Source organism: Microvirga sp. GCM10011540, from assembly GCF_042650665.1.
GTDB classification, from domain to species: Bacteria; Pseudomonadota; Alphaproteobacteria; order Rhizobiales; family Beijerinckiaceae; genus Microvirga; species Microvirga lenta.
In genome coordinates, this window is sequence record NZ_JBHSBQ010000145.1 from 228,141 (window position 1) to 251,546 (window position 23,406).

Consider the following 23,406-nt stretch of genomic DNA (forward strand, 5'->3'; position numbering starts at 1 on the left):
TCGGGTCAGCGAGGGGGGCGCAGAGCGTCCTGGACGGCGTTGAGCCCGACATTCGCCTCCTCGGAGAAGCCGGTACGCTGGACCGCGCGAAAGATCTGCTCGGCGTCCCGATAACGGCCAAGCTTGAGATAGGACCACCCCTTGATCAGCATCAGGTCGTTCTGCTCGGGAACGATCCGCCCCCGCTCGTCGAGGGACAGGATGGCCTCCACGTAGCGTCCGTCCCGGTAGGCGGCGACGGCCCGTTGAGCCAGGATCGTCGCTTGGAGCTCAACCCGCCGCTCCGTCGTCTGCGGGGCGGCGGCTGCCGCGATGGCGGCGTGGGAGGTCAGGTCCTTGCGCAGATAGGCGAGGGTCTTGCCATAAGCCGCCTCTTCCCGGGTGCGGGCGCCGCCGTTCCGAAGGGCCTGATCGAAGGCGGCAACCGCTTCGAGGGGGCGGTTGATCTCCATGAGGCACCAGCCGAGGCTCAGCGCGGCATCGGCGGACAGGTTGCCGGGGCTGCGCGTGACGGCGCAGTTGCGCCTCGCGCCGGTCCTGACCTGAACGGGGGCGCTTGGTCGCGATACCGTCTCGTAAACGACGGCGGGTGCCGCCCGGCTTACGACGGGAGCTGCGCGTGATGCCCCTACGGACACCTGCTCCACGGTCCGAACCACGGCCTCCGGCGCCGTCTCGGGCGGGGGCGGAACGATGGGCTGCGGGACCGCCGCCGCCCGTCCCGGGTTCCGGCCTGCGGCAAGATCGGCGATGCGTTGGGAGCGGCCGCGCCACCGGGAAACGATGGCATTGAAGCCTGCACGGTCCCTCAGCCGCTGGGTCGCCAGGGCAAGGCCATAGGCCGAGGCTTCGTCATCGGCGTTCCAGCCCAGGGCGGTCCTGAACCATTGCCGGGCCGTCGGGATCTGTCCGGTATTGTACGAGTACCAGCCCAGGGCCTGAGCCCCGTCGGCATGGCGCTGCTGGGTGACCACGGGCACGATTCGCGTGACGACGGGAGGATCGAGACGCGGCGGAGGATCCTGGCTCAAAAGCGCCGTCGCGATATTGAGATAGGCCTTCATGGTGTCGGCGGACTTGTCCCGCCACTCATAGGCGAAAGCCTCGGCCTCCGTGAGCCGGTTGAGGGCGCGGAGGGACATGGCATAGCCCTCCGCCGCCTTGGGGCCGCCATTGCGGTCGAGGGCGGTCTTGAACCAGTCGAGGGCCTTCGCGGGATTGTCGTGGTGATAGTTGTACCACCCGAGCAGAAGCGCATTTCCCGCCCCGCTCTCATTCTCGGCGAGCCGCGCAACGACCGCGAGGTCCTCCGCGGCGGCAGTCTGTTTGCTGTCGGCCGAGGCGCGCTCGACCCGGCGGCGGGCGAGCTCGTCGCGAACGGCGCCGAAATCGTCCGTGCCCGCCCGCTCGAACCGCAGAAGATCCGTCACCTGCTCCTCGGGGAGGAGTTCCAGGGCCTTCTGGAGCGTGCCGAGGCGTTCGGCAGGATCGGTGCAGTTGGTGAGCAGGTAGGTGTAGACGTCCTTCGTCCGGCCCGGCTGGTCGGTCTTGGCGAAGGCCTCGGCGACACGCCAGAGGATATCGACATTGGCGCAGGTCAGCAGGCTCGGGGCATCGGTCGCGACGCTCAGGACGGTCCGCCACTGCTCGCTGTCGGACGCATTGATCAGGCGTCGGCGCGATTCCGCGGTTTCGAGGGCCGTCAGCAAGTCCTGCGGCGGCTTCCATTGCGGGTCCGAGCCTTGGCGCTCCGCAATGGCGGCCCGCATCTCGGCAAGGCGGCCCTCCGTATAGAGGTTCCACAGCTGATCCAGCAGGGGATCCTTGGGAACGACAGGTCCTGCGGAAAGCTGCGAGAGATCGCCGGGGGGCGTCCAATTGGGGTAGAGCGCGCGGAGACGGGCGATCTCCGCATCGACCCGGCGCGTATCGCCCTGCGATGCGAAATAGCGGAGCGCGGATTCATCGACCTGCGGCGTGGAACCTGCAGGAGGAGAACCTGGAGAGCTGCTTGCCGGGGCAGGGGCTGCCGGATTGGGCGCCTGAGCATTGCCGTCGCCGAACTGCTGAGCGAGGGCCGCGAAGCCGAGGCCGACGACCGCAATCGCTATGGCGCCACGAGCTAAAGGCATTGCGGATACTTTTCACCAATCAGCGACATCGACAACAGGTACAGGGTCGACGGGTAGTAGAGCTGTGGTTTGAACTCCTTGAGCGCTTGCGGAACGGGCGTTCCGTCGAGCGCACAGGACAGGACCGCGGACAGGGCGACATAGCCTTGGTCCGTCAATCTTTCCCTGACGGCACCCGTCAGGACATTGACGACGGCCACACCTTCGTTGTTCGCCGACCAGCGCTGATTGAGAGTTCTGAGCCACTCCACATTCGTCATTCCCGCTCTCAACAGGTAAAGCGGTATCCTTAACGAGTTGTAACCAAACTCCGGCGGAAAGCCCTCTGCGGGCTGGGTTTGCAGCCTGCTGCGCACCGAAATCCAGTCGGCCGGGAGATTCGTCCTGCCGGACGTCGCCTGACGGAGCAGCGAAAGGCCGCTTCGGGCAACACCGGCCCAGTCGTATTCCGGCGCGAGGGCGGCCAGCGTCGGAAAGGCTTCGAAGATCCAGTAGGACAGGTTGATCACAGGTCCGTCGGTCCTGTCATCCTCGCCGAAGCCGCTGGACGCCGGGAGGAGAAGGGTCGATCCGCTGGTGCGAAGGAAGGCGTTCTTCCCGATGGCCTTGGCGAGCTTCTGCGCGGCTGCCGTGTAGCGCGGCTCGTTCCAAAGCACCCCCGCCTTGGCAAGAGCGTAGGCGATCAGAATATCGCCGTCCGTGGCATTGTTCGGGTCCGACACCCGGGGCCGTGCCGAAGGATCCCATTTCCAGACGGAGAGGCCGTCGTCACGGATCAGGAACTCGGTCAGGGTGAAGGTCCAGATCTTCTCGAACGTTCGCCTGTCCCCGGCGGCGTAGGCGAGGAGCAGGCCGTAGCCCTGTCCCTCGCTGTGACTGATGTTGCCGTTCGCGTTGTCGACGACGCGTCCGTTGTCCTCGACGAAACGGGAGCGATAAGCCTCCCAGTCGGAGGAGGAGACCGTTCCCGTCATCCTCAACTGCTCGATGGTTGCCCCGTGCAGCGGCTGCATGGCCGCGGCCAGAACGAGAAACGCGGAGGCGAACCGAAGACGGCGAAACGAAGCATGAAGGAGACTCATCATGAGCGGCGTCCGAGCCGGCTCAGGAGCACATAGGTCGCCGCTCCCAGGAGGGTGCAGCATGCCACCATGAGAAGAGCATATTGAAGGATGTTGATGGACATCCAGTTCGCCGCGACGAGCCTCAGGTTCCAGAACGAGAGAGGCAGCGTCTGAACGAAGATGAAATCGTCGATCGGCTGGACCGCGAGCTTCTCCTCGCTCGGCTCGAGGGCCGCGGCGCGGCCCGCCACCTGGGACCAGAGCATCGGAGCCGCGAGCCGCGCCGTTTCCTGCGCGAGGGATTCCTCCGTTCGAGCCGTCACCAGGGTCCAGGTGCCTGCTCCCTCCGTCCGGTTCTGCGCCAGCAGCAGGGTGGAGCGCTGAGGCGGCTCGTAGGCGAGGCTGCCCTTGTCTTCCAGGCTCAGCGAGGCGAGGGACAGGTTGAAGGTCCGCTCCATCCAGTCTTTGAACGAGGCGATGGTCTGTTGAATGATGCCGCGCCGCTGGATGCTTTCCGACCAACGCCTGCGGACTTCGTCCGTGGAGTTCATGTCGGACTGATCGAGCACCATCCGGCTCATGGTGGGGTCATATTGGGTGCTTGCAACCTGCAGACCCTGGCTCTCGCTGCGGCTCTCCGCGGCGCCGGACGGCGCCAGCCGACCCGGCGAGGGAGTCGACTGCCAGATCATCCTCAGATTCTCCGACACGTTGACCCGATCGAGAAGACCCGCGGGAAGCTGATCAATGGCGCCGACGAAGACTACGGACCGGTCGCTGAGCGACGCGGCATTGGCGAACTGCGCACGTACGGGAGCGCCCGAATCCCGCGCCATGCGGGCGAGGAGCGTGCCCGAGGCTGAATAGGTGAGGGGATCGGGACGCGCCAGCACGAAGGTGGCCGGGAAATCCCCATAGGGAAAACCGCCGGAGCTGAGCGCTGCGAGATCGGGCTCGCGTCCGATCCTGCCGAAATTGGGGATGTTGAGCGACGTGCTGTCGAAGAGAACGAACCGGTTCATCTCCGACAGGGTTTCGCCGGGAGCGCAGCGCTCATCCGCATCCGTCAGGAGCACGGCTTCCAGCGAGAGGTGGTTGATGCCCGCCTCGAAATTCCGCATCGGGACCCTGATCTCCTGCCGCCGGAAGACGCTTCCGCGCGAGGTGATCGTCATGGTCGAGGCGATCTTGCCGTTCACGTAGATGTCGAAGTGACTGCCGGGCTTGACCATCGATGTATGCGCGGCATCGAGGGACAGGGTGGCTTCCCCGTAATCCGTCGCGTAGAAGTCCGACGGGAGATTGATCGCGAAGCGCGCCCGGAACCGCCGTCCCGAAAACTCCTGGGTGGGGATGCCCATATCCGCGAAGCGGATGGAGCGCCGGCCCAACGTGGTCGGCACCTCCGGCCAGTGCCAGCTCGCGGTATCGATCGTGGTGCGGTCCAGGACGCGTCCGTTGAAGGCCGCTCCTCCGACGATGTTGATCGCGGTGTCGAGGTCGTTCCAGGTCGGGCCCGTGACGACGAGGGACGGCATGGAGGATGTGCCGTCCTGCATCATGATCGCGAGGGGCTGCACTGCCGCTGCTTCCGGCAGCGCGGCAACGAGGCTCCGCAGCTCGCCCGCCGTTCCCATGACGACCTTGATCGTTCCGACAGGGGATGGGCCCGGATCGGCTTCGAATACCTGGATGACCGGATGAGCGTAGCGCCCGCGCAGGGCGACCATCTGAACCAGGCGAAGGAGCCGGTCGCGGATCTCGGGCCGGTAGATCTTGGGGGCGACCACACGGATCGTCGTCACGCCCTTCTGGTCGATTCCGACCGCAGGCAGATCTTCCAGGCTGCGGAGCGTCTTGGACGAACCTTCGAAGACGAGCTTGGTGGCTTCGGCGCTGATGTCGGTCCAGAGCTCGTAGGTGGCCCGGACGGTGCAGTCCGTCCGATGACGCTGGAGCGCTTCCAGCCGGATGATATTCTGGCCGCCGCGAAGGAGACCGGGGCGGATGGGCAGAACGATCTGCTGGAATCCCTGCGAGGAGGAGATCGGAACGTTGACGACCGCTTCCCCATTGATGATCGCCCTGAGGCGCGAGGCCTCGGGCATCACCACGACGGCATTCTGATAGGCGATGGCGATGCTCGCGCGGCTCGCGGCCTCATCCGGCGTGAGATGAAAGGCCCAGCTCCTGCTGTCGTTCTCCCCGTCGAGACGGATCATCTCGAAAGGCAGGAGGGGGCGCTCGAGGCGGGCCGTGTTGCGCGGAGCGGATGCCTGCGTGGTTGCCGGCGCCGTCTGGATTGCTCCCTGAGGACGGACGGCCGGCGGCGTCGGTCTCCCGGCCTGGGGCGGAGGAGATTGGCGCGTATCCTGAGGCGCGATGTCGAACGGAGCCGCGGGCGTGCTCGAAGCCGGCGCAGCCGGTCGCGGAACGGGCGGACGGGCCGGCGCGACGCCCCCCGGCTGCATGCTGAACGGCGCTGCGGCGGGGGCTTCCTCCCGTGGCGGCGCGGCCGGCGCGGCGGGAGACGACACGGGCGGTGCCCCCGGCCGGGTGGGCGACATCGTGAAGGGGGCCGCCTGTGCGAAGGCAGGTCCGGCTCCCAAGAGGCCGAACATCGCCAGGAGGGGGATGAGGTGCGCACGCATGGCGGAGCCTACTTGACCGCCGGAACGGGCGGGATCGAAGCGCCGAAGCGCTGCAACCCGGAGAGATAGGCGAGCCCTCTGCCGGTCTGATAGATCGACACCGTGAGGAACCAGAGCGTACCGCGGAGGATGCCGATATCCTGATGCCGGCGCTTCTGGAAATGGCTCCACTGATCCGCATTGGCGAAGGCCAGGTCCGCGATGAGCCGGTGATGCTCCGGCGTTTCGGTGAGGAAACGGCAGCCGATGAGAATTCCCTTCTCGTCGATGGTCATCTTGCGGACTTCCATCGGAAGCTGGTTGATCGGCAGGTCGGAGAGCGGCGTGAATTCAAGCGTGCCGAAGGCGCCGCGTTTGAGGCCGGGCAGGGCGGATTGCGAGAGGCGCAGGCTCGCTCCTCCGACCGACACGTCCCTGACGATGCCCTCGACGACCTTGTCGCCCATCACGAACCGGCAGGGGCGATCGACGACGACGCGGTGGCTCTGGCGCCGGGTGGCGCGTTCCGACACGACCCCAAGGGCGCAGCCGGCGATGATCAGATTCAGGAAGTTCCAGGCTCCGGTCACGAGCGTGACATCGGCCTTGTAGGGCTCGGCCCAGATCCGCACGACGGTCGCGACCACGCCGAGCAGCAGGATTCCGAAGACGATGAAGTAGGGCGCCCCCAGTTCGGATACGCGGTTCTGGTTCATGACCTCCGTCTTCGCCGTCACCTTGAAGGTGGGCTTGCGGGGATTGGCGATCACGGACAGGAGGGCCGGCAGCAGGTAGAAGGTCTGGATGTACTCGTACAGATCTGAAATCCATGGCCAGCGGTAGCGGCCATAGAGATAGTTCTGCATCATGAAGTTCACCATCATGTAGGTGGACGTGTAGGCCAGGAACTCGCCCCCCGAGGCCATGAAGATCTCGAGCGAGAAGAACAGGTAGCAGAGGGGAGAGACCAGGAAGCAGAACCGGGTGAAGGGAAAGAGCCAGAAGAACGAGCTCGACATGTAGCAGAGGCGCTGCGAGATCCTCAGGCCGCGCTTCAGGGGCGGGAACCGGTAGCGCAGGATCTGCACCATCCCCTGGGCCCATCGGGACCGCTGGCCGATGAAGCTCGCGAAGCTCTCCGGCTGCAGGCCGGCGATCAGCGGCTTGTCCACATAGATGCTTCTCCAGCCCCGCGAATGGAGTTCGAGCGCGGTTTCGCAGTCCTCCGTGATGCTGAGGCCGCTGAAGCCGTCGGTCTCCTGCAGGGCTTCGCGCTTGAGAATGGCGGCGGATCCGCAGAAGAAGGAGGCGTTCCACTTGTCCAGGCCCCGTTGGATCACGCCGTAGAACATCTCGTTCTCGGACGGCATCGTCTGAAAGGTGCCCAGATTCCGCTCGAGAGGGTCAGGATTGATGAAGAAGTGGGGGGTCTGGACCAGAAAGAGGTCCTTCTCTGTGCTGAAATACCCGACCGTCTCCTCGAGGAAGCTTCGGGCGGGAGCATGGTCGGCATCGAAGACGGCGACCAGGTCGCCGGTGGAATTCTCGAGCCCGTTATTGAGGTTGCCTGCCTTCGCATGCTCGTTTCTGGCACGGGTGAGATAATTGACCCCCAGCGACGCGCAGAGGGCCTGGAGTTCGGCGCGCCTCTCCCGTGCCTCCCTGGCAAGGGCCGGATTCGGCGATTCGCATTTCTCGTCGGTGCCGCCATCGTCCAGGAGCCACACGGTCAGCTTGTCCGGGGGATAGGCCATGCCCTTCGCGGCCGACAGGGTCGTGGCCAGGAGATGGGCGCTCTCGTTGTAGCTCGGAACGAAGACGTCGACGGTCGGCAGGTTGTCCCGGTCGAGAGGCGGTGCCGTCCGTGAGCCCAGGGGGCTGGAAACCACGAACAGGCTGAGGAACAGCATCATCACGCTGTACATTTCGGCCATATAGAGCAGGAAGGCCGGAATGTAGTTCGTGAACTCGGTGATCGGCGGCAGGGTGCTGGTGGTGCGCCAGAAGACGTAGCGCAGGACGATCGCCGTACCGAGGGCCAGCGCGATGAGGCGCCAGACGCCCTGAGCCCGGAAGAACTTCAACACGATCATGCTGGCAACGACCACGAGGCCGGCAATGAGATGTGTCTGGAGGCTGATGGGAAGGGCGACGAGCAAGAAAATAAGCGCGGCCGCCACGGCCCAAAAGGCCAAGATAAGACCCTTTTGCATCAGTCCAGGTTCTCGGTTGATGTTTCTCTAAGGCATGCGGTAGGCATAGAGCAGGACATAATGAGGATCTATTACTATCTCCTCGACTGTTCTGCTTCCAATTTACGCAGCTATAGTGAACGAAGTCTGCCTGGATGTGATACGTAATAAAATTGTGGACGATTTGGGGCGCTACTGCGCCGGCGGCGGCGGGGGCACCACAGGATAGCCGGAGAGAGGGGCCGAGGGCACGTCCGGTTGGGCGGGCTCCGGCAGCACCGTATCCTTGTCGACGATGGCGCGTGCCGGCTCCACGCTCTCCTGGACAATGACGCGGCGTGCAGGGGCGAGGCTGCGGGGACCAGATCCCAGGAGACCTTCGGTTGCGCCTATGGCGAGCGGATTGATGGGAGCATTCATCTGCCCGAGATAGGCCGGCGGCGGAGGCGGGGCGCCGTAGGGGTTCCAGGCGCTCGACATGAAATAGGCCGGGATGGTGAAGGCGTACATGGTCCGCAGGAGCTGGGCCTCCGTCGCGTCTGCGTCGCAGAGGCGCAGGCGAAGCGAGATCGCCCCGTGCGTCATGAAAATGGCCGGCTCGCTCGGCTCGATCTGCTGCCAAGCGTAGAGGCACAGGTCCCCCGTCGCCGAGCGTCCCGTGGCGAAGCCGAAGGGCCCGTACTTGTTCTGCGCGTAGAGAAGCGACGTCCGCATGTCGATTCCCGGAAAGCGCTCCTCCATCTCGGCCTGGATGATCTCCGGCGTCAGGGGGCGGATCCTGAGGGTGTCGTCGATCTCGGACAGCGTCTCGGGATCGTTGACCATGCTCACGTAAAAGGCATTCTGCCCCAGTGTCATGGAGGCGGTCGAAAGGGCGATCTCCTGCGAAACGCCGTTCTGGTATCTGCGCTGCAGAACCGCGACGACCGCGGGGCCGCCTGGAGGCGGAACGATGATGGCCTGGGTAGCCGGCACCTCGCTCATCAGAGTCATGAAGCCGAGATCGGACCGTGTCGAACACCCGGCCGCTGCCAGAGCGAAGACAGTGAGAAAGGCTTTCGAGACCCTGCCGAGCCACGCCTTCGCCGCCGCACGGGAACGACCGGCACCTGCGACGTCGCGGCGGGCGCCGAAGCCTTTCCGATCCTGGGGCAGTGACTGGGGCATGAAAGCAACTGATCTGGCAGCCAAGGGAGCAGCCTGCGACGGCGTCGCGGGAGGGAGAGGCTCCTTCCGCACGGGCCAGCGCGGGGCTGTATGCTTAACCAGAGATGGCCAAACATAGTTAATGAAGCGTAACGATCGCCGACCTTGCCGGATTATTGTCCCGCAGGCGATCCGGCCATCCCTCGAGAAGCGTGCTTGACGGTGCTGTCAGGCCCTTGCAACGTAAGGCTATTTCATCGTGGCGACGATCTCCGTCAGGGCGTCGACGACGATTCGGGTGATGGCGCGGCCTTTTTCGGCGGAGGCAAGGCTTGGGTCGCCGACGACCCCGCTGCCGCCGGAAATCTCGGCCATGGTCCGGAACAGGGAGCCCCTGCCGCCGCACAGAAGGTCGTTGTTGGCCCAGTCGTGGGTCATGACGTGGCTGGGGCCGGGAATGAGCTCTCTCCTGACGCTGCCCTCGTCGATGTGCAGCATCAGGGACGTCTCGAACTCGCAGGCATGGCCGACACTGCCGAAGCCGCCCTCCTGCACTTCGGCGAGACGCTCGGCGGCGATCCGCCACCAGGTCAGGAGGCCGATGCGGCAGTCCCGGTAGCGGGAGCCGAAGGATTCCACCACGACCTGGCCGATGGCCTGGTTGCCGCCATGACTGTTGAACAGCAGAATGTTGCGAAAGCCGTGGGCCGCGACCGAGTTGAGGATGTCGGTCACATAGGCGAGCAGGGTCGCGTGCCGGACCGTGAGGGTGCCCGGAAAGTCCATGTGGTGCTCGGAGGCGCAGACCACGACCGGCGGAAGGATGAGCGCCTGATCGGGATCCCGGGCGTCGAACTCGCCGAGGAAATGAGCGCCGATGCGGGCATCCGTGTCGAGAGGCAGGTGCGGGCCGTGCTGCTCGATGGCCGCGATGTTGAGGATGACGGGGATCGAACGGTCGAGGGCGCCGATTTCGCGGCTCGTAAGCTTTTCCCATCTCATGGCTTCACCGCTCCGGCGTGGAGGGGGCAGGGCTGCCCATGGGGTTGGGCAGGTATCCGAGGAAACCTGCGATGCGCCAGCGCCCGTCGATCCGGCGGCAGAAATACTGCGTCTGCCAACGCAGGGTGACGGTGTCGCCGTCATCGAGGCGGATTGTGCCGTCGAACTTCTTTCGTGCGAGGGCGAAGTCGCCCATGATCTCGATGTCGCGCAATGTGGTGAGGGCAAAGATGGATCGGCGCAGCTCGGCGTCCGCGATCCGTCCCTTCAGCTCCTGCGCTCCGGAAAGCCACGCCTCGCGATAGCGGGCGATATCCGCGTAGGTGACGCGCCAGCTGTCCGGATTGTCGGAGAAGCGCGCATCGATGCCGAAGAAGATGTCCGGCGCGAAATCCTTGAAGTGAGCGTCCCAGTCGCCTGCCACATAGGCGTCGATGTCCCGGTGGACCAGCATCTCCCAGATAGCGTGGCGCGCCTCATCGGACGGCGGAAACGGATTGGTGTCTGGCATGGGGACGTCCTGGCTGGGTGGTTTGCTCACGTCACGAGACCGTATGGGCAAAAACGTCGCTTAACAACGCGCAGCCTGCCGGAGTACAGGTTCCATCCGGCAGGAATTCACATCGGGCTGCATTCAGCCGACACTTCCAAAAAAGAGAGGGATGATGAGCCGAACGATCGTCGTCACGGGTGGAGCCGGAGATATCGGGCAGGCGCTTTGCCGACGGTTCCTGGCCGACGGAAACCGGGTCGCGATGCTGGACCGGGACGAGGCCGCTCTCGACAAGGCCGTTGCGGCTCTCGGGTCGCCCGAGGCGCTGCTCGGCGTCAGGGCGGACGTGACCGATCTGGAATCGGTGCGGCAGGCGATGGCAGAGGCCGAGGCCCGTCACGGGGCGGTCGATGTGCTCGTCAACAATGCGGGCGGAGTCGTGAGCCCGACGCTCCGCACGACGGAAGAGGCCGATTGGCTGGCCGATATCGAGCTCAATCTCAACGGAGCCTGGCGCTGCGTCCGAGCCGTACAGGACAGCATGGTCGAACGCCGCAGCGGCGCGATCCTCAACATCTCCTCCGTCAATGGCGCGGGGATCTACGGCTACCCGGCCTACAGTTCGGCCAAGGCCGGCCTGATGCAGCTCACGCGGTTTCTCGCCGTCGAGCTCGGCCCCTACGGAATAAGGGCGAACGCCATCGCGCCCGGCAGCGTCAAGACCCAGGCTTGGAAGGAGCGGGTCGAGAAGAACCCGGAGATCTTCGAGCGCCTGAAACGATGGTATCCCTTGGGCGATATCTGCGTTCCCGAAGACGTCGCGGGCGTCGCGGCTTTCCTGATCGGGCCCGATGCGCGGATGATCACAGGCGCGATCCTGCCGGTCGACGGGGGCCTGTCGGTCGGCTCCACCACCATGGCGCGGGAATTCTGCGGGGCCGAATTCTAAGGCGTAGGCGGCACCCAGGTCGGCGGCGCGAAACAGGGTTCGCCGCGCCTCTCGAAGGCATGGCGGACGAGCTCCTCTGTCCAGACCGCCATGGGCAGCGTCCCGGCCTCGGATTGCGTCACGAACCGAAGGGCGACGGCCTCTTCGCCATCCGCCTTCGCTTTGCCTCCGGTCACACGGGCCTCGAAGACGATCGTCGTGTAGGAGACGACATCCCCGTTGTCGTAGGTGATGCGATATTTCGGGCCGCCGAAAACACCCGCGAGACGCACCGGCTCGACATGCAGGCCGGTCTCCTCCCAGCATTCCCGAACGGCGGCATCCGCCGGCGACTCGTCGGGATCGATCGCGCCGCCGATGGTCATCCAAAGGCCCGTGCCGCGCTCCTGAGCGAGGAGCAGGCGACCCTCATCGTCGAAGACGAGAACCGTGACGGCGGGCATCATCACGAGATCGGTTCCGATCCTTTCCCTCAAAGACCGAATGTAGTCGGAGATGGGCATGGGTCCTCGGTGTTCCGCGGTTTCAGTCCCCGATGGGCTGCGCTTCGGTATGGCCGTGCAGGGAGAGCAGCGTCGTTCTGATCCGATGCAGCTTCCGGGCGGAGACCGGCTGCTTCAATGAGCCCACGAGGGCCGACAGGCAATCGATGATCAGAAGCTGGCCGTAGCGGGTCCGGTTCGGAAAGTTGAAGTGAACCTCGTCGCCGGGGATCTCCAGCGGCAGCAGGATGCCCGCCCTGATGGCGAGGGGGCTGTGCGGCACGGTGACGGCGATCACCACGGCTCCGCGGCCGGATGCGATTTCGGCCGCATCGACCAGCGAATGCGGCTTGCCCGTGACCGAGAAGAGCAGAAACACGTCGCCCTTGTCGGCGATGGCGGCGAGCATGGTCTGCTTGTAGGCATCGGCCGAGGCGGTGACCGACAGCCCGAACCGGAACAGGCGGTTTTCCATTTCCTGGGCCATGAGGGCGGAACTGCCGCCGACCCCGAGACAGACAACCTTTCCGGCCCGCGCGATGGCGGATGCGGCGACGGCCAGCGCCTCGTCGTCGAGACCCGCGAAAGCGGTCGCGAGCGCGTCGACGCCGGACTGGTAGACGCGCTGCGCCGTGGTTTCCACGTCGCCTGACTGCGCTTTCCGCTCCGCCTCGATATACATGCGCCCAACGGCGAAGTCCTGGGCGAGACGGAGCTTGAAGTCGCTGAAGCCGCCGCATCCCACGCGCCGTGCGAAGCGCATGACGGTCGGTTCGCTGACCTGGGCCTGGGCCGCGAAGGCCTTGATGCTGATCCGGGTCGTGGCCTCGATGTCCTGAAGAACGAGATCCGCCACCCGACGCTCCGCCTTCCTGAGGTTGGGGACGATCTGCTCGATGCTCTCGATGAGATTGGCGGGACGGTTCATTCCGACCTCCTTGCCATGCGGTGGCGCTAGAAGCGGACCCCGAGGTAGATTCTGTCGTCGGCCCAGGTGGACCCTATCGATCCCTTGGGCGAGGCATACAACACGACCTTCGCGGGGTCCTCCCGCTCGGCCTCTGCGAAAGCCTTCTCCCAGGCTGCGACGCCGAACCCGTCCCCGGGCTTGAAATAGCCGTCCGAGAAGATCTCGATCGTCTCGACCTCCGCGCGGGGCAGATTTTCGATTTGGATCATGCGCTCGGGGACCATGAAGCCGTCGAGGCAGGGATAGCCCAGCAGCTTGGAGGCATTGTTCTGATACCCGCCCTGGGCGTTGACGATGCCGCCCTGGACCAGGTTCTCGATGTCGGGCCGAGGGACGTGGGGCAGCGCCTTCACATTGGCCTCGATGGCGCGCCGTTCGATGAGCGCCATGTCTCCGGCGTTCAATGTGTCCGCCACCGCATCGAGGGGTTGACGGGTGCCGTGCCATGTCACCCTGCGGGACATCTGCTCGCGCTTTTCCGGATCGGACGTCCTCTCGCCGATCACCGGCCATGCCTGCTGGCGCAGGATGGAGGTGATCAGGTCGAGATCCTTCTCCATGCGAAAGGTGTGCACGCCGTTGATGCGCACGCCGCTGTCCCCGACCAGGACGACCTCCAGTGTCTCGTCCTGAACGAGAACCAGGGCAAGGGCTGCCGAGATGCGCACGTTCCAGTCGGACTGCGCCTTCTCCAGGATGTTGTGGGCCTTGTATGCGCTCTCGATCCGGGCCGTGAGCGCCCGGACGATCTCATGCCCGTTCTTCGGGCCGGCGGGCGCGCTCAGCATGTGCTCGAGCGCGCCCTTCACGATCACCGCCGCATATTGGCCGGCGAGCATTCCATCGTAGCGGGTTCCCAGCCGGTCCGTGACGCCGTCGATGACGGCATAGGCGCGGCCCGGCAGGATCACGAGGCGGTCCTCGTTCATGTGAGGCGCGGATGGATCCTTCGCCTCGGAGAATGCCTCGATCAGCATGATGGCTTCGTTTCCGGCAGTCGGATCAGCGGTTCTGGAGGGCAGCCTTCCACTTGGCGATCCACTCGTCCCGCTTCTGAGCCACTTCCTTGATGTCGTAGTCGACGAGCTTGACCTCGCTGATCGGCTTCAGGCCCGATCCGGTGACGTCCTTGCGGACGGAGCGGCGGCCGATTTCGTTGACGAGCTGCTCCTGGACGGGCTTGGACAGCAGCCAGTCGATGAAGACCTTGCCGTTCTCGGCATGGGGCGCACCCTTCACGAGCGCGACGCCGTCCGCCACCGTGGAGGACCCGTCCTCCGGATAGACGATGTCGATATTGCCGCCGCCCTTCACGTAGTCGAGGGCATTGTCCTCGAGCGTCAGGCCCACGAGCGCCTCACCGTCGTTGACGTAGCGCGGAACGGCCCCGGACGAGTCGGAGAGGGTCATATTGCCGAGGATCTTGTTGTAGACGTCCCAGCCCTTTTCGCCGTGGCCGATGAGAACCGTGGCGAGCTGCTGGAAGGACGAGCCCGAGCTGTCGGCGCGGGCCGAGGAGATCTTGCCCTTCCACTTGGGGTCGCCCAGCTCCGCCCAGGTCTTGGGATACTCGGACGGCTTCAGCTCCTTGTTGTTGACCGCCATCACCAGAAGAATGCCGGTATAGGGGATCCATTCCGGGCTGACCTTGTAGTTCGGCAGCAGCGCGGCATCGTCCTTCGGCTTGTAGGTCGCCAGAAGGTCCTTGTTGTCCTCGAGCTGTTCGCCGCCGATGCTCCAGATCACGTCGGCCTTGGGCGAGGAGGACTCCGCCTTCACCCGCTTGATGATGTCGCCGGAACCGGCCTTCACCACATCGACCTTGATGCCGGTTTCCTTCTCGAACTTCGGAACCAGCGCATCGACGATCGACGCCTTGTGGGCCGTGTAGACGACGACCGACTTGTCCTGCGCCATGGCGGCGACGCTCAACGACGCGAGCAGCACGCCCGCGGTCAAACCGACTTTCAACATTCCATCCTCCCCGGATTAGGTAGCAAAGCTACGGCATGTTGATGAACCCTATAGGTTTTGTAAAGTCGGCGCCGTATAAGGCGTAGTTATGCGACAAAAGGAGTGGGGCGTGGCGGGTTTGAAGATCCAGGGGCTGGCGAAGAGCTACAGGGAGGTGCGGGTCCTCGAGAATATCAACCTCGATATCGCATCGGGAGAGTTCTTCACGCTTCTCGGTCCCAGCGGTTGCGGAAAGACCACCCTGCTTCGGACGATCGCCGGCTTCCAGAGCCAGGACCGGGGCGAGATCATCGTCAACGGCGAACGCATCGACCACAAGCCGGCCCACAAGCGGGACATCGGCATGGTGTTTCAGGACTACGCGATTTTTCCCCACCTCACCGTCGCCGAAAACGTCGCCTTCGGCCTGAAAGCCCGCTCGCTGCCGAAATCCGAGATCAAGACCCGCGTCGACGAGAGCCTCGCCATGGTGCGGCTCGAAGGTTACCAGAACCGCCTGCCGGCCGAGATGTCCGGCGGTCAGCAGCAGCGCATCGGCCTGGCCCGCGCCATGGCCATCCGCCCGACCCTCCTTCTCATGGACGAGCCGCTCTCCAACCTGGACGCGAAGCTGCGCATCGAGCTGCGCGAGGACATCCGCGACATTCAAAGGCGGCTCGGCATCACCACGATCTACGTCACGCACGATCAGGAGGAGGCGCTTGCCGTGTCCGACCGGATCTGCGTGATGAACAAGGGGAATGTGGAGCAGATCGGCACCCCGTTCGAAATCTATCGCAAGCCCTTGCGCCGTTTCGCGGCGGCCTTCGTGGGCACCATGAACTTCCTGCCGGGACGGATCGAGGGAGGGCGGCTGAGCATCGGCAGCCAGTCCATCCCGTCCCCTGCCGGAGGAATCGACGGTCCCATCGAGGTCGCCATTCGGCCGGAGAACGTCCTGCTTGCGGGAGATCCTCACCGGGGCGAGGCGATCACCCTCAAGGGCGAGGTGCGCAAGGTGACCTTTCTGGGGCGCGAGGCCCACTACACCCTCAGCACCGAAGCCGGGGAGATCGTCGCGCAGGTCGCGGATCCCGAGCGCGACTTCATCGAGATGGAAGGCCGGCCCATCGAGGTGAAGCTGCCCCTCGGCAGGGTTGCCCTCTTCAAGTCCAACGGGGACGTGGTCGAGGCGGGGCAGGGATGATGAGCAGGCGGTTCCGGTTCGATATCTGGACCTTCGTGCTTATCGGCGCGTGGGCCATTCTTCTCATCCTGCTGATCTGGCCGCTCTCGTCCATCCTGAGAGCTAGCCTTATCGACAACGAGACGGGGACCCTTTCCCTCGTCCACTACGTCGAAATCTTCACCACGAGGGTCTATCAGCGCGCCATCGGCAACACCATGATCGCCGGCTTCGGCGGCATGACGGGCGCGCTCATCCTCGGCGTGACGCTCGCCTTCGTCACGACGCGGTTCCACATCTATGGCCGCGCCGTCATCCAGACGCTCGCGGTCATCGCGCTCGTTTCACCGCCCTTCATCGGCGCCTATGCCTGGATCGTCCTGTTCGGCGCCAGCGGCGTCGTGCGCAAGGCACTGGCCGCCATCGGCATTTCCATCCCACCGCTCTATGGCGTCGCCGGCGTCATCATGGTGTTCAGCTTCAAGTTCTTCCCGCACGTGTTCCTGATTACCTCGGGAGCCCTGGCCGCCATCAACCGCTCGGTCGAGGAGGCTGCGGAGAGCCTGGGCGTCTCGCCCATGAAGCGCCTGTTCACCATCACCTTCCCTCTCATCCTGCCGGCCATCTCGGCGAGTGCGCTCCTGACCTTCGTCCTGTCCATCGCCGATTTCGGCACGCCCCGCATCATCGGACGCGACTTCAACGTCCTGGCGACGGAAGCCTTCAACCTCTACGGCGGCGAGGTCGGCGGAAATCCCGGAATGGCTTCGGCGCTGAGCATCGTGCTGATCGCCTTGTCGATGATCATCGTGTTCGGACAGCGCTGGGTGCTGCGCAAGAACGTCTATTACAGCAACATGATCAAGAAACCGGAGCGGCAGCAGGTCTCAGGGCTCAAGTCCTTGGGATTGCACGTTCTGGCCTACGGGATCGTCCTCTTCGGCGCATTGCCCGCGATCATCGTCGTGCTGTTCTCGTTCCGGCGCACGAGCGGACCGGTGTTCCAGCCGGGACTGAGCCTGCAGAGCTATGAAAAGGTCATCTCGACGGTGTCGGAACCGATCTGGAACACCCTGATCTTCTCGTCGATCGCAGTCGTCGCCATCGTCATCACGGGAACCCTCATCGGCTACCTGATCTCCCGGCGGCCGAGCTTTGCGACGGGCAGTCTTGATGCCATTCTCATGGTTCCCTACGTGGTGCCGGGCATCGTGATGGGCATCGCCTTCATCACCCGGTTCAACGACCCGCCCATTGCGCTGACCGGCACCGGGCTCATCATCATCCTGGCCATCTATATCCGCCGTCTGCCCTATTCGGCCCGCTCCGTCTCGGCGGCCCTGAAGCAGGTCGGGCCGAACCTGGAGGACGCCGCCGTGAGCCTGGGCTATTCTCCGGGCAAGGCTTTCATGAAGGTGACCGTGCCGCTGATCGTGCCCGGCATCCTGGCGGGGGCTCTCATGAGCTTCGTGACGGCCATGAACGAACTCTCCTCCTCGTTGGTGCTCTATGTGGGCAGCACGATCACGATGCCGGTCCGCATCTATCTCTCCGTCATGGACGGGGAATACGGCACGGCCTCCGCACTCTCCACCATCCTCTTGGTCATGACGGTAGCCGCAGTCTATGCCGCCTTCCATCTCTCGGGGCGCAAGGAGAGCGCCCTGCTGTAACGGCAGGTTGGTATCCTGGACCGGAAGGCGCGCGACGGGCACCCGCTGCGCGCCTTTTTCCATTCTTGTCTTGACCTCGGCCCCGTGCGGCATAAAAGCATGGTCTGCAACTTCCTTTCAGTTGCAGACGCCCGTTTCGGCGCCCCATTTCCCGCGTATCCGCGTTTCTGTGCTCCCTTCGAGCGCAGGATCTTTCTCAATCCCGGCCTCCCGCCGGGGCCACGGAAGTCTCTTTCCATGAAGTCGGTTTTCCTGCGCAACGCGCTTGTCCTGGGCATGCTCTCGGCCATCGGGCCGTTCGCCATCGACATGTATCTGCCTGCCTTTCCGGCCATCGCACGCGAGCTGCAGGTCGATGTGAGCGCGGTCCAGATGAGCCTGATGAGCTTTTTCGTGGCCGTGGCCCTGTGCCAGGTCGTCTACGGGCCGATTTCCGACAGGGTCGGCCGCAAGCCGCCGCTCTTCTTCGGCCTCGGCCTGTTCATCCTCGGCGCCATCGGATGCACTTTCGCCCAGAGCGCCGAGGCGCTCATCGCGTTCAGGTTCCTGCAGGGCGTCGGGGCCTGCGCCAGCATGGTCATGCCCCGGGCCATCATTCGCGACCTGCATACCGGAGCCGAGGCTGCCCGTCTGATGGCCACGACCATGCTCGTGTTCAGCGTCTCGCCGATCCTGGCTCCCCTGGCGGGGAGCGCCCTGTCGGAGTTCTTCAACTGGCGGATCATCTTCTGGGCCATCGCGGCCATCGGCCTGGGAGGCCTTCTCGTCGTGGCCTTCCTGCTGCCGGAGACCCACACGTCCGATCCGGGCAAGCGCGGCCTCGGTCATGTCTTCGGCACCTATAAGAGCCTCCTGAAGGACCGCCATTTCCTCGGGCTCGCCTTCATCGGCGGCCTGAGCCAGGCCAGCTTCTTCTCCTACTTGGCCGGCTCCTCCGTCATCTTCATCGAGCATTTCGGCCTGACCCCGTCCGGCTACAGCCTGGTCTTCGCCTCCAATGCGATCGCCTTCATCGGCAGCGCGCAGTTCAACAGCTTCTTCATGCGCCGTTTCGGGGCCGAGCGCGTCGTGCGCATCGCCATCACGGGCTTCGCCTGTCTGACCCTCATCCTGTTCCTGCTCACCGTCGGGGGCGTGGACAATGCCTTCGTCCTCTGGGGGCTTCTCTTCGTGTCCTTCGGCTGCCTTGGCTTCGTGATCCCGTCGACGGCGGTTCTGGCGCTGGAGAATCACGGTCCTATCGCAGGAACGGCCTCCGCCCTCATGGGGACGCTGCAGCTCAGCACCGGTGCGGTGATGATCGTGCTGGTGAGCGCCTTCTACGACGGCACCAGTCTGTCCATGGTCGGCGCCATTGCGGCCTGCGGCCTCATGGCCTTCGCCTTGAGCCGCAGAACCCTGAAGCCGGCTCAGGTCTTTCCTTAAGCGGTCCTGCTCATGATCCAGTCGCGAAAGGAGCGCACGAGCGCCGCTTCTGCCTTGGGCTCCGGATAGACCAGATAATAGGCCCCGCTGCTCAGCAGGCGCTGGGGAAACAGGATTTCCAGGCGGCCGGTCGCAAGCTCGTCGGCGATGAGGAAATGCGGGATCAGGGCAGCTCCGAGCCCCGCCGCAGCCGCCTGAGCCACCATGGCGAATTGCTCGAAGCGTGGCCCGCGCAACGGATTGCCGACCTCGACCTCGACGCTGGCGAACCACTCGGCCCAGGCGGTCGGACGGGTGCTCTGCTGGAGCAGCGTGACGCGGGTCAGATCCCGAGGCGAGCGGATGCCCTCCCGCTCGCGGTAAGACGGGCTGCACACGGGGACCGCTTCCTCGTTCATGAGATGCTCGCAGACCGCGCCCGGCCAGTGCGGCTGCCCGAAATGGATGGCGGCATCGAAGGGCTCCGCCGCGAAGTCGAACGGCACGAGTCGCACGCCGAAATTCACCGTCACGTCCGGGTGCTGCGCGAAGAATTCCGGCATGCGCGGGATGAGCCACCGCGTTCCGAAGGTCGGCAGAACGGCCAGGTTGAGCACGCCGCGCGTTCCCGAAAGGGCGATGGCCTGATGGGTGGCGTTCGACAGCTCCGCCAGCATGCCCCGCACATTGGCGGCATACATGCGGCCCACATCGGTCAGAACGACCCGCTGCCGGGAGCGCCGGAACAGGGAGACGCCGAGAGATTCCTCCAAATGTTGGATCTGGCGCGAGACGGCGCTTTGCGTCAGATTCAGCTCTTCGGCGGCTCTGGACACGCTGCCATGGCGGGCGGTCGCTTCGAAGGCGAGGAGGTTGCCCATATTGGGAAGGAAGCCGCGTCGAAGCACCAGTTCATTCCATTCGAGAATAACCTGCTTCGAAGATGTCGCTTTACATTCCGGCTGTCCAGCGCGATTTTGCCGCCCAAATTCAACAGGTTCGACCGGCGCGGCCGGCGACCGGAAGCGACGCACGAGAAGGATACTCATCATGGCTGGCGCTCAAGACCTGGCAAAACTCCAGTGGGACGATCCGCTGCTCCTCGACGATCTCCTGACCGATGACGAGCGCATGATCCGGGACACTGCCCGGGCCTATGCGCAGGACAAGCTCCTGCCGCGGGTGATCGAGGCGTATCGCGAGGAGCGCACGGACCGCGAGATCTTCAACGAAATGGGCGAGCTCGGCCTTCTCGGCGTCACCCTGCCGGAGGATTACGGCTGCGCCGGCGCCTCCTACGTGGCTTATGGCCTCGTCGCGCGTGAGGTCGAGCGGGTCGATTCCGGCTACCGCTCCATGATGAGCGTGCAATCCTCGCTGGTGATGTACCCGATCTATGCCTACGGCTCCGAGGAGCAGCGCCGGAAGTATCTGCCCAAGCTCGCCTCGGGCGAGTTCGTGGGCTGCTTCGGCCTGACCGAGCCGGATGCGGGCTCCGATCCGGGCGGCATGAAGACCCGTGCGGAGAAGATCGACGGCGGCTATCGTCTGACCGGCACCAAGATGTGGATCTCGAATTCGCCGATCGCGGACGTGTTCGTGGTCTGGGCCAAGTCGGCGGCCCATGACAACCAGATCCGGGGCTTCGTGCTCGACAAGGGACTCAAGGGCCTTTCCGCCCCCAAGATCGGCGGCAAGCTCTCGCTCCGCGCCTCGATCACGGGCGAGATCGTCATGGACGGCGTCGAGGTGGGCGAGGATGCGCTTCTGCCGAACGTGTCCGGCCTGCGGGGGCCGTTCGGCTGCCTCAACCGGGCGCGCTACGGCATTTCCTGGGGCGCTATGGGCGCGGCGGAGGATTGCTGGCACCGGGCCCGGCAATACACCCTCGATCGGAAGCAGTTCAACAGGCCGCTGGCGGCCACCCAGCTGGTTCAGAAGAAGCTGGCCGACATGATGACCGAGATCACGCTGGGTCTCCATGCGTCCCTGCGCGTCGGCCGCCTCTTCGACGAGGGGCGCCTGGCGCCGGAGATGATTTCCCTCGTGAAGCGCAACAATTGCGGCAAGGCCCTGGAGATCGCCCGCGTTGCCCGCGACATGCATGGCGGCAACGGCATCCAGGAGGAGTATCACGTGATGCGCCATGCGCAGAACCTGGAGACGGTCAACACCTATGAGGGTACGCATGACGTGCACGCCCTCATCCTGGGCCGCGCCCAGACGGGTCTGCAGGCGTTCTTTTAAGCAGGGCGGGCCGATCGCATGACGAAGCCGCTGGAAGGGCTCAAAGTCCTGGAGCTCGCCCGGATCCTGGCCGGGCCCTGGGTCGGCCAGCTCCTGGCCGATCTCGGCGCCGACGTGGTGAAGGTGGAGCGGCCCGGCGCGGGAGATGACACCCGCGGCTGGGGTCCGCCCTTCATCGAAGGCGCCGACGGAGACGACCTTTCCGCGGCCTATTTTCATTCCTGCAACCGGGGCAAGCGCTCCATCGCGGTCGATTTCGAGACCTCCGAGGGGCAGGACCTCGTTCGCAGGCTTGCGGCCCATGCGGACGTGGTCATCGAGAACTTCAAGGTCGGGGGCTTGAAGAAGTACGGCCTCGACTACGAGAGCCTCAAGGCCGTGAACCCGCGCCTGGTCTACTGCTCCATCACGGGCTTCGGCCAGAACGGCCCCTATGCGGCGCGGGCCGGCTACGACTTCATGATCCAGGGCATGGGCGGGATCATGGATCTGACCGGCGATCCGGACGGGGAACCGCAGAAGATCGGTGTGGCCTTCGCCGACATCTTTACCGGCGTCTATTCCGTGGTCGGAGTCCTGGCGGCCCTTCGCCGCCGCGACCAGACCGGGACGGGCGCTCATCTCGACATGGCGCTGCTCGACGTCCAGACGAGCGTCCTGGCGAATCAGGCCATGAACTATCTCGCTTCGGGCAAATCGCCCCGGCGCATGGGCAATGCCCACCCCAACATCGTGCCTTATCAGGTCTTTCCGGTCGCCGACGGGCATGTGATCGTCGCCGTGGGCAATGACGGGCAGTTCGCCCGCTTCGTCTCTGTGCTCGGACGGCCGGATCTGGCGCAGGACGAGCGCTTCAGGACCAATGCGGGGCGGGTGCACCATCGCCCCGAACTGGTTCCCGTTCTGACAGAGCTGACGCTCAAGGTGACCCGGGACTCCCTGCTGGCCGCTCTCGAGGGTCAAGGCGTTCCGGCCGGGCCCATCAACACGGTGGCCGATGTCTTCGACGATCCGCAGGTGGTCGCCCGCGGCATGCGGATCGACCTGCCCGCGCCGGCGGCGAAGGCCGGATCGATCCCGTCCGTACGGTCCCCGATCGTGCTCGATGGCCAGCCTATGGCTGCAAGCCGTCCCTCGCCCCGCCTGGGAGAGCACACGGACGAGGTCCTGAGCGATCCCTCCTGGGTCGCCTGAAAACCCGCAGGTCCTACTCGGCTATGCCCTTGCTCAGGAGGCGTTCCAGCGCCTGCACGACCCGCTCGCGGTCGGCCTCCGAGAGTGGGCTGAGATCGTGCATCTCCAAACTGTTCAGACCTTCGACGGCAAGCCAGCCCAGCAGGGCGGCATCCAGGTCGTCCGAGGTCGATTTCAGATTGTCGAGCGTTTCCCTGATCACCTGACGGACGGGTTCGAGCAGGCGTGGGTTCTCGGCCGAGGCGGCGAGCATGCCGTTCGCCACGTCCTTCATGGTGCCGCAGCGCATTTTCAGCATGGCTGCCGTGCAGAGTCTCGCTTCCAGGTTGCGGCCGGGCTCGGCTTGCCTTCGAAGTGCCTCCTTCTCCGCGGAGACTTCGTCGATCATCCGCTGGATCATGCCCTGGAGAAGGGCTTCCTTGTTAGGAAAATTGTAGAGAAGTCCGCCTTTACTGAGGCCGGCCCGTTCGGCCACGGCATCGAGCGTCAGGCGCCCTGAGCCGATTTCCGTGACGAGCTCGGCAGCTGCGTCGAGAATTTTTTCTCTTGAACTCTTGCGTCCTCGGGCGCAAACGAACATTCTCACCTCTTGTACTGAACCGTCTAGACGGTATATAAAAGGTTCCGCGGCCTTGGCGTCAAGGGCAAGTTGAGCTATGGGCCTGCCTCCATGAACATATAGGTCCGGT

19 protein-coding genes are annotated in these 23,406 nt (G+C 64.8%); 6 read left to right on the forward strand and 13 right to left on the reverse strand.

Annotation, left to right across the window (positions count from 1 at the left end):
- Positions 1-5: 5 nt before the first annotated feature.
- From ACFOYU_RS26975 to ACFOYU_RS27005, 7 genes are all read right to left on the reverse strand, one after another.
- Positions 6-2,132, reverse strand: coding sequence for a hypothetical protein (locus ACFOYU_RS26975; protein WP_377035902.1), 2,127 nt, complete (start codon positions 2,130-2,132; stop codon positions 6-8).
- Positions 2,123-3,217 (reverse strand): glycosyl hydrolase family 8, encoded by a 1,095-nt coding sequence (locus tag ACFOYU_RS26980; RefSeq protein WP_377035903.1) that lies wholly within the window; start codon positions 3,215-3,217, stop codon positions 2,123-2,125. The genes ACFOYU_RS26975 and ACFOYU_RS26980 overlap by 10 nt, the downstream gene beginning before the upstream one ends.
- The gene (locus ACFOYU_RS26985; RefSeq protein WP_377035904.1) at positions 3,214-5,847 is read right to left on the reverse strand and encodes a cellulose biosynthesis cyclic di-GMP-binding regulatory protein BcsB; all 2,634 of its coding nucleotides are present in this window, start codon (positions 5,845-5,847) and stop codon (positions 3,214-3,216) included. The genes ACFOYU_RS26980 and ACFOYU_RS26985 overlap by 4 nt, the downstream gene beginning before the upstream one ends.
- A gap of 8 nt (positions 5,848-5,855) precedes the next feature.
- A complete protein-coding gene (gene bcsA / locus ACFOYU_RS26990) occupies positions 5,856-8,039 on the reverse strand; it encodes a UDP-forming cellulose synthase catalytic subunit (RefSeq protein ID WP_377035905.1) in 2,184 nt (727 codons plus the stop codon).
- A 171-nt stretch (positions 8,040-8,210) separates the two neighbouring features.
- Positions 8,211-9,185 carry a cellulose biosynthesis protein BcsN gene (gene bcsN / locus ACFOYU_RS26995; protein ID WP_377035906.1) on the reverse strand — a complete coding sequence of 325 codons (975 nt, stop codon included), beginning with the start codon at positions 9,183-9,185 and terminating at the stop codon, positions 8,211-8,213.
- A gap of 228 nt (positions 9,186-9,413) precedes the next feature.
- Entirely contained in the window at positions 9,414-10,166 is a 753-nt protein-coding gene (locus ACFOYU_RS27000) for a creatininase family protein (protein ID WP_377035907.1), read from the reverse strand.
- 4 nt (positions 10,167-10,170) lie between these two features.
- On the reverse strand, positions 10,171-10,677 hold the full coding sequence (locus ACFOYU_RS27005) for a hypothetical protein (RefSeq protein WP_377035908.1): 507 nt from the start codon (positions 10,675-10,677) through the stop codon (positions 10,171-10,173).
- Between the two features lie 151 nt (positions 10,678-10,828).
- Here ACFOYU_RS27005 and ACFOYU_RS27010 point away from each other — a divergent pair, with 151 nt between their 5' ends.
- Positions 10,829-11,608, forward strand: a complete 780-nt coding sequence (locus ACFOYU_RS27010; RefSeq protein ID WP_377035909.1) for an SDR family oxidoreductase — start codon at positions 10,829-10,831, stop codon at positions 11,606-11,608.
- Here ACFOYU_RS27010 and ACFOYU_RS27015 read toward each other — a convergent pair.
- Genes ACFOYU_RS27015 through ACFOYU_RS27030 form a run of 4 tightly spaced genes read right to left on the reverse strand, consistent with a single transcriptional unit; the run spans position 11,605 to position 15,034 of the window.
- Entirely contained in the window at positions 11,605-12,111 is a 507-nt protein-coding gene (locus tag ACFOYU_RS27015; RefSeq protein ID WP_377035910.1) for an NUDIX domain-containing protein, read from the reverse strand. The genes ACFOYU_RS27010 and ACFOYU_RS27015 overlap by 4 nt on opposite strands.
- A gap of 22 nt (positions 12,112-12,133) precedes the next feature.
- Positions 12,134-13,018, reverse strand: a complete 885-nt coding sequence (locus ACFOYU_RS27020) for a MurR/RpiR family transcriptional regulator (RefSeq protein ID WP_377035911.1) — start codon at positions 13,016-13,018, stop codon at positions 12,134-12,136.
- Between the two features lie 26 nt (positions 13,019-13,044).
- Positions 13,045-14,037: a hypothetical protein gene (locus tag ACFOYU_RS27025; RefSeq protein WP_377035912.1), complete on the reverse strand. Its 993-nt coding sequence runs from the start codon at positions 14,035-14,037 to the stop codon at positions 13,045-13,047.
- 25 nt (positions 14,038-14,062) lie between these two features.
- Entirely contained in the window at positions 14,063-15,034 is a 972-nt protein-coding gene (locus ACFOYU_RS27030) for an extracellular solute-binding protein (protein ID WP_226739057.1), read from the reverse strand.
- A gap of 109 nt (positions 15,035-15,143) precedes the next feature.
- On the opposite strand from ACFOYU_RS27030, the gene ACFOYU_RS27035 reads away from it, so the two are divergent.
- The 3 genes from ACFOYU_RS27035 to ACFOYU_RS27045 all read left to right on the forward strand — a co-directional run bounded on the left by ACFOYU_RS27035 (position 15,144) and on the right by ACFOYU_RS27045 (position 19,297).
- Complete coding sequence (locus ACFOYU_RS27035) at positions 15,144-16,220, forward strand: ABC transporter ATP-binding protein (RefSeq protein ID WP_377035913.1); 1,077 nt, start codon at positions 15,144-15,146, stop codon at positions 16,218-16,220.
- On the forward strand, positions 16,217-17,872 hold the full coding sequence (locus ACFOYU_RS27040; protein WP_377035914.1) for an ABC transporter permease: 1,656 nt from the start codon (positions 16,217-16,219) through the stop codon (positions 17,870-17,872). Before ACFOYU_RS27035 ends, ACFOYU_RS27040 begins: the two co-directional genes overlap by 4 nt.
- Before the next feature lie 237 nt (positions 17,873-18,109).
- On the forward strand, positions 18,110-19,297 hold the full coding sequence (locus ACFOYU_RS27045) for a multidrug effflux MFS transporter (protein WP_226739063.1): 1,188 nt from the start codon (positions 18,110-18,112) through the stop codon (positions 19,295-19,297).
- Here ACFOYU_RS27045 and ACFOYU_RS27050 read toward each other — a convergent pair.
- Positions 19,294-20,157 (reverse strand): LysR family transcriptional regulator, encoded by an 864-nt coding sequence (locus ACFOYU_RS27050; protein WP_377035957.1) that lies wholly within the window; start codon positions 20,155-20,157, stop codon positions 19,294-19,296. The genes ACFOYU_RS27045 and ACFOYU_RS27050 overlap by 4 nt on opposite strands.
- Before the next feature lie 169 nt (positions 20,158-20,326).
- Between ACFOYU_RS27050 and ACFOYU_RS27055 the strand changes: the two genes are divergently transcribed.
- Entirely contained in the window at positions 20,327-21,523 is a 1,197-nt protein-coding gene (locus tag ACFOYU_RS27055; RefSeq protein WP_377035915.1) for an acyl-CoA dehydrogenase, read from the forward strand.
- Positions 21,524-21,541: 18 nt separating this feature from the next.
- Positions 21,542-22,717, forward strand: coding sequence for a CaiB/BaiF CoA transferase family protein (locus ACFOYU_RS27060; protein WP_377035916.1), 1,176 nt, complete (start codon positions 21,542-21,544; stop codon positions 22,715-22,717).
- 13 nt (positions 22,718-22,730) lie between these two features.
- On the opposite strand, the gene ACFOYU_RS27065 is transcribed toward ACFOYU_RS27060, so the two are convergent.
- Positions 22,731-23,297: a TetR/AcrR family transcriptional regulator gene (locus ACFOYU_RS27065; protein ID WP_226739070.1), complete on the reverse strand. Its 567-nt coding sequence runs from the start codon at positions 23,295-23,297 to the stop codon at positions 22,731-22,733.
- Positions 23,298-23,406: the final 109 nt, after the last annotated feature.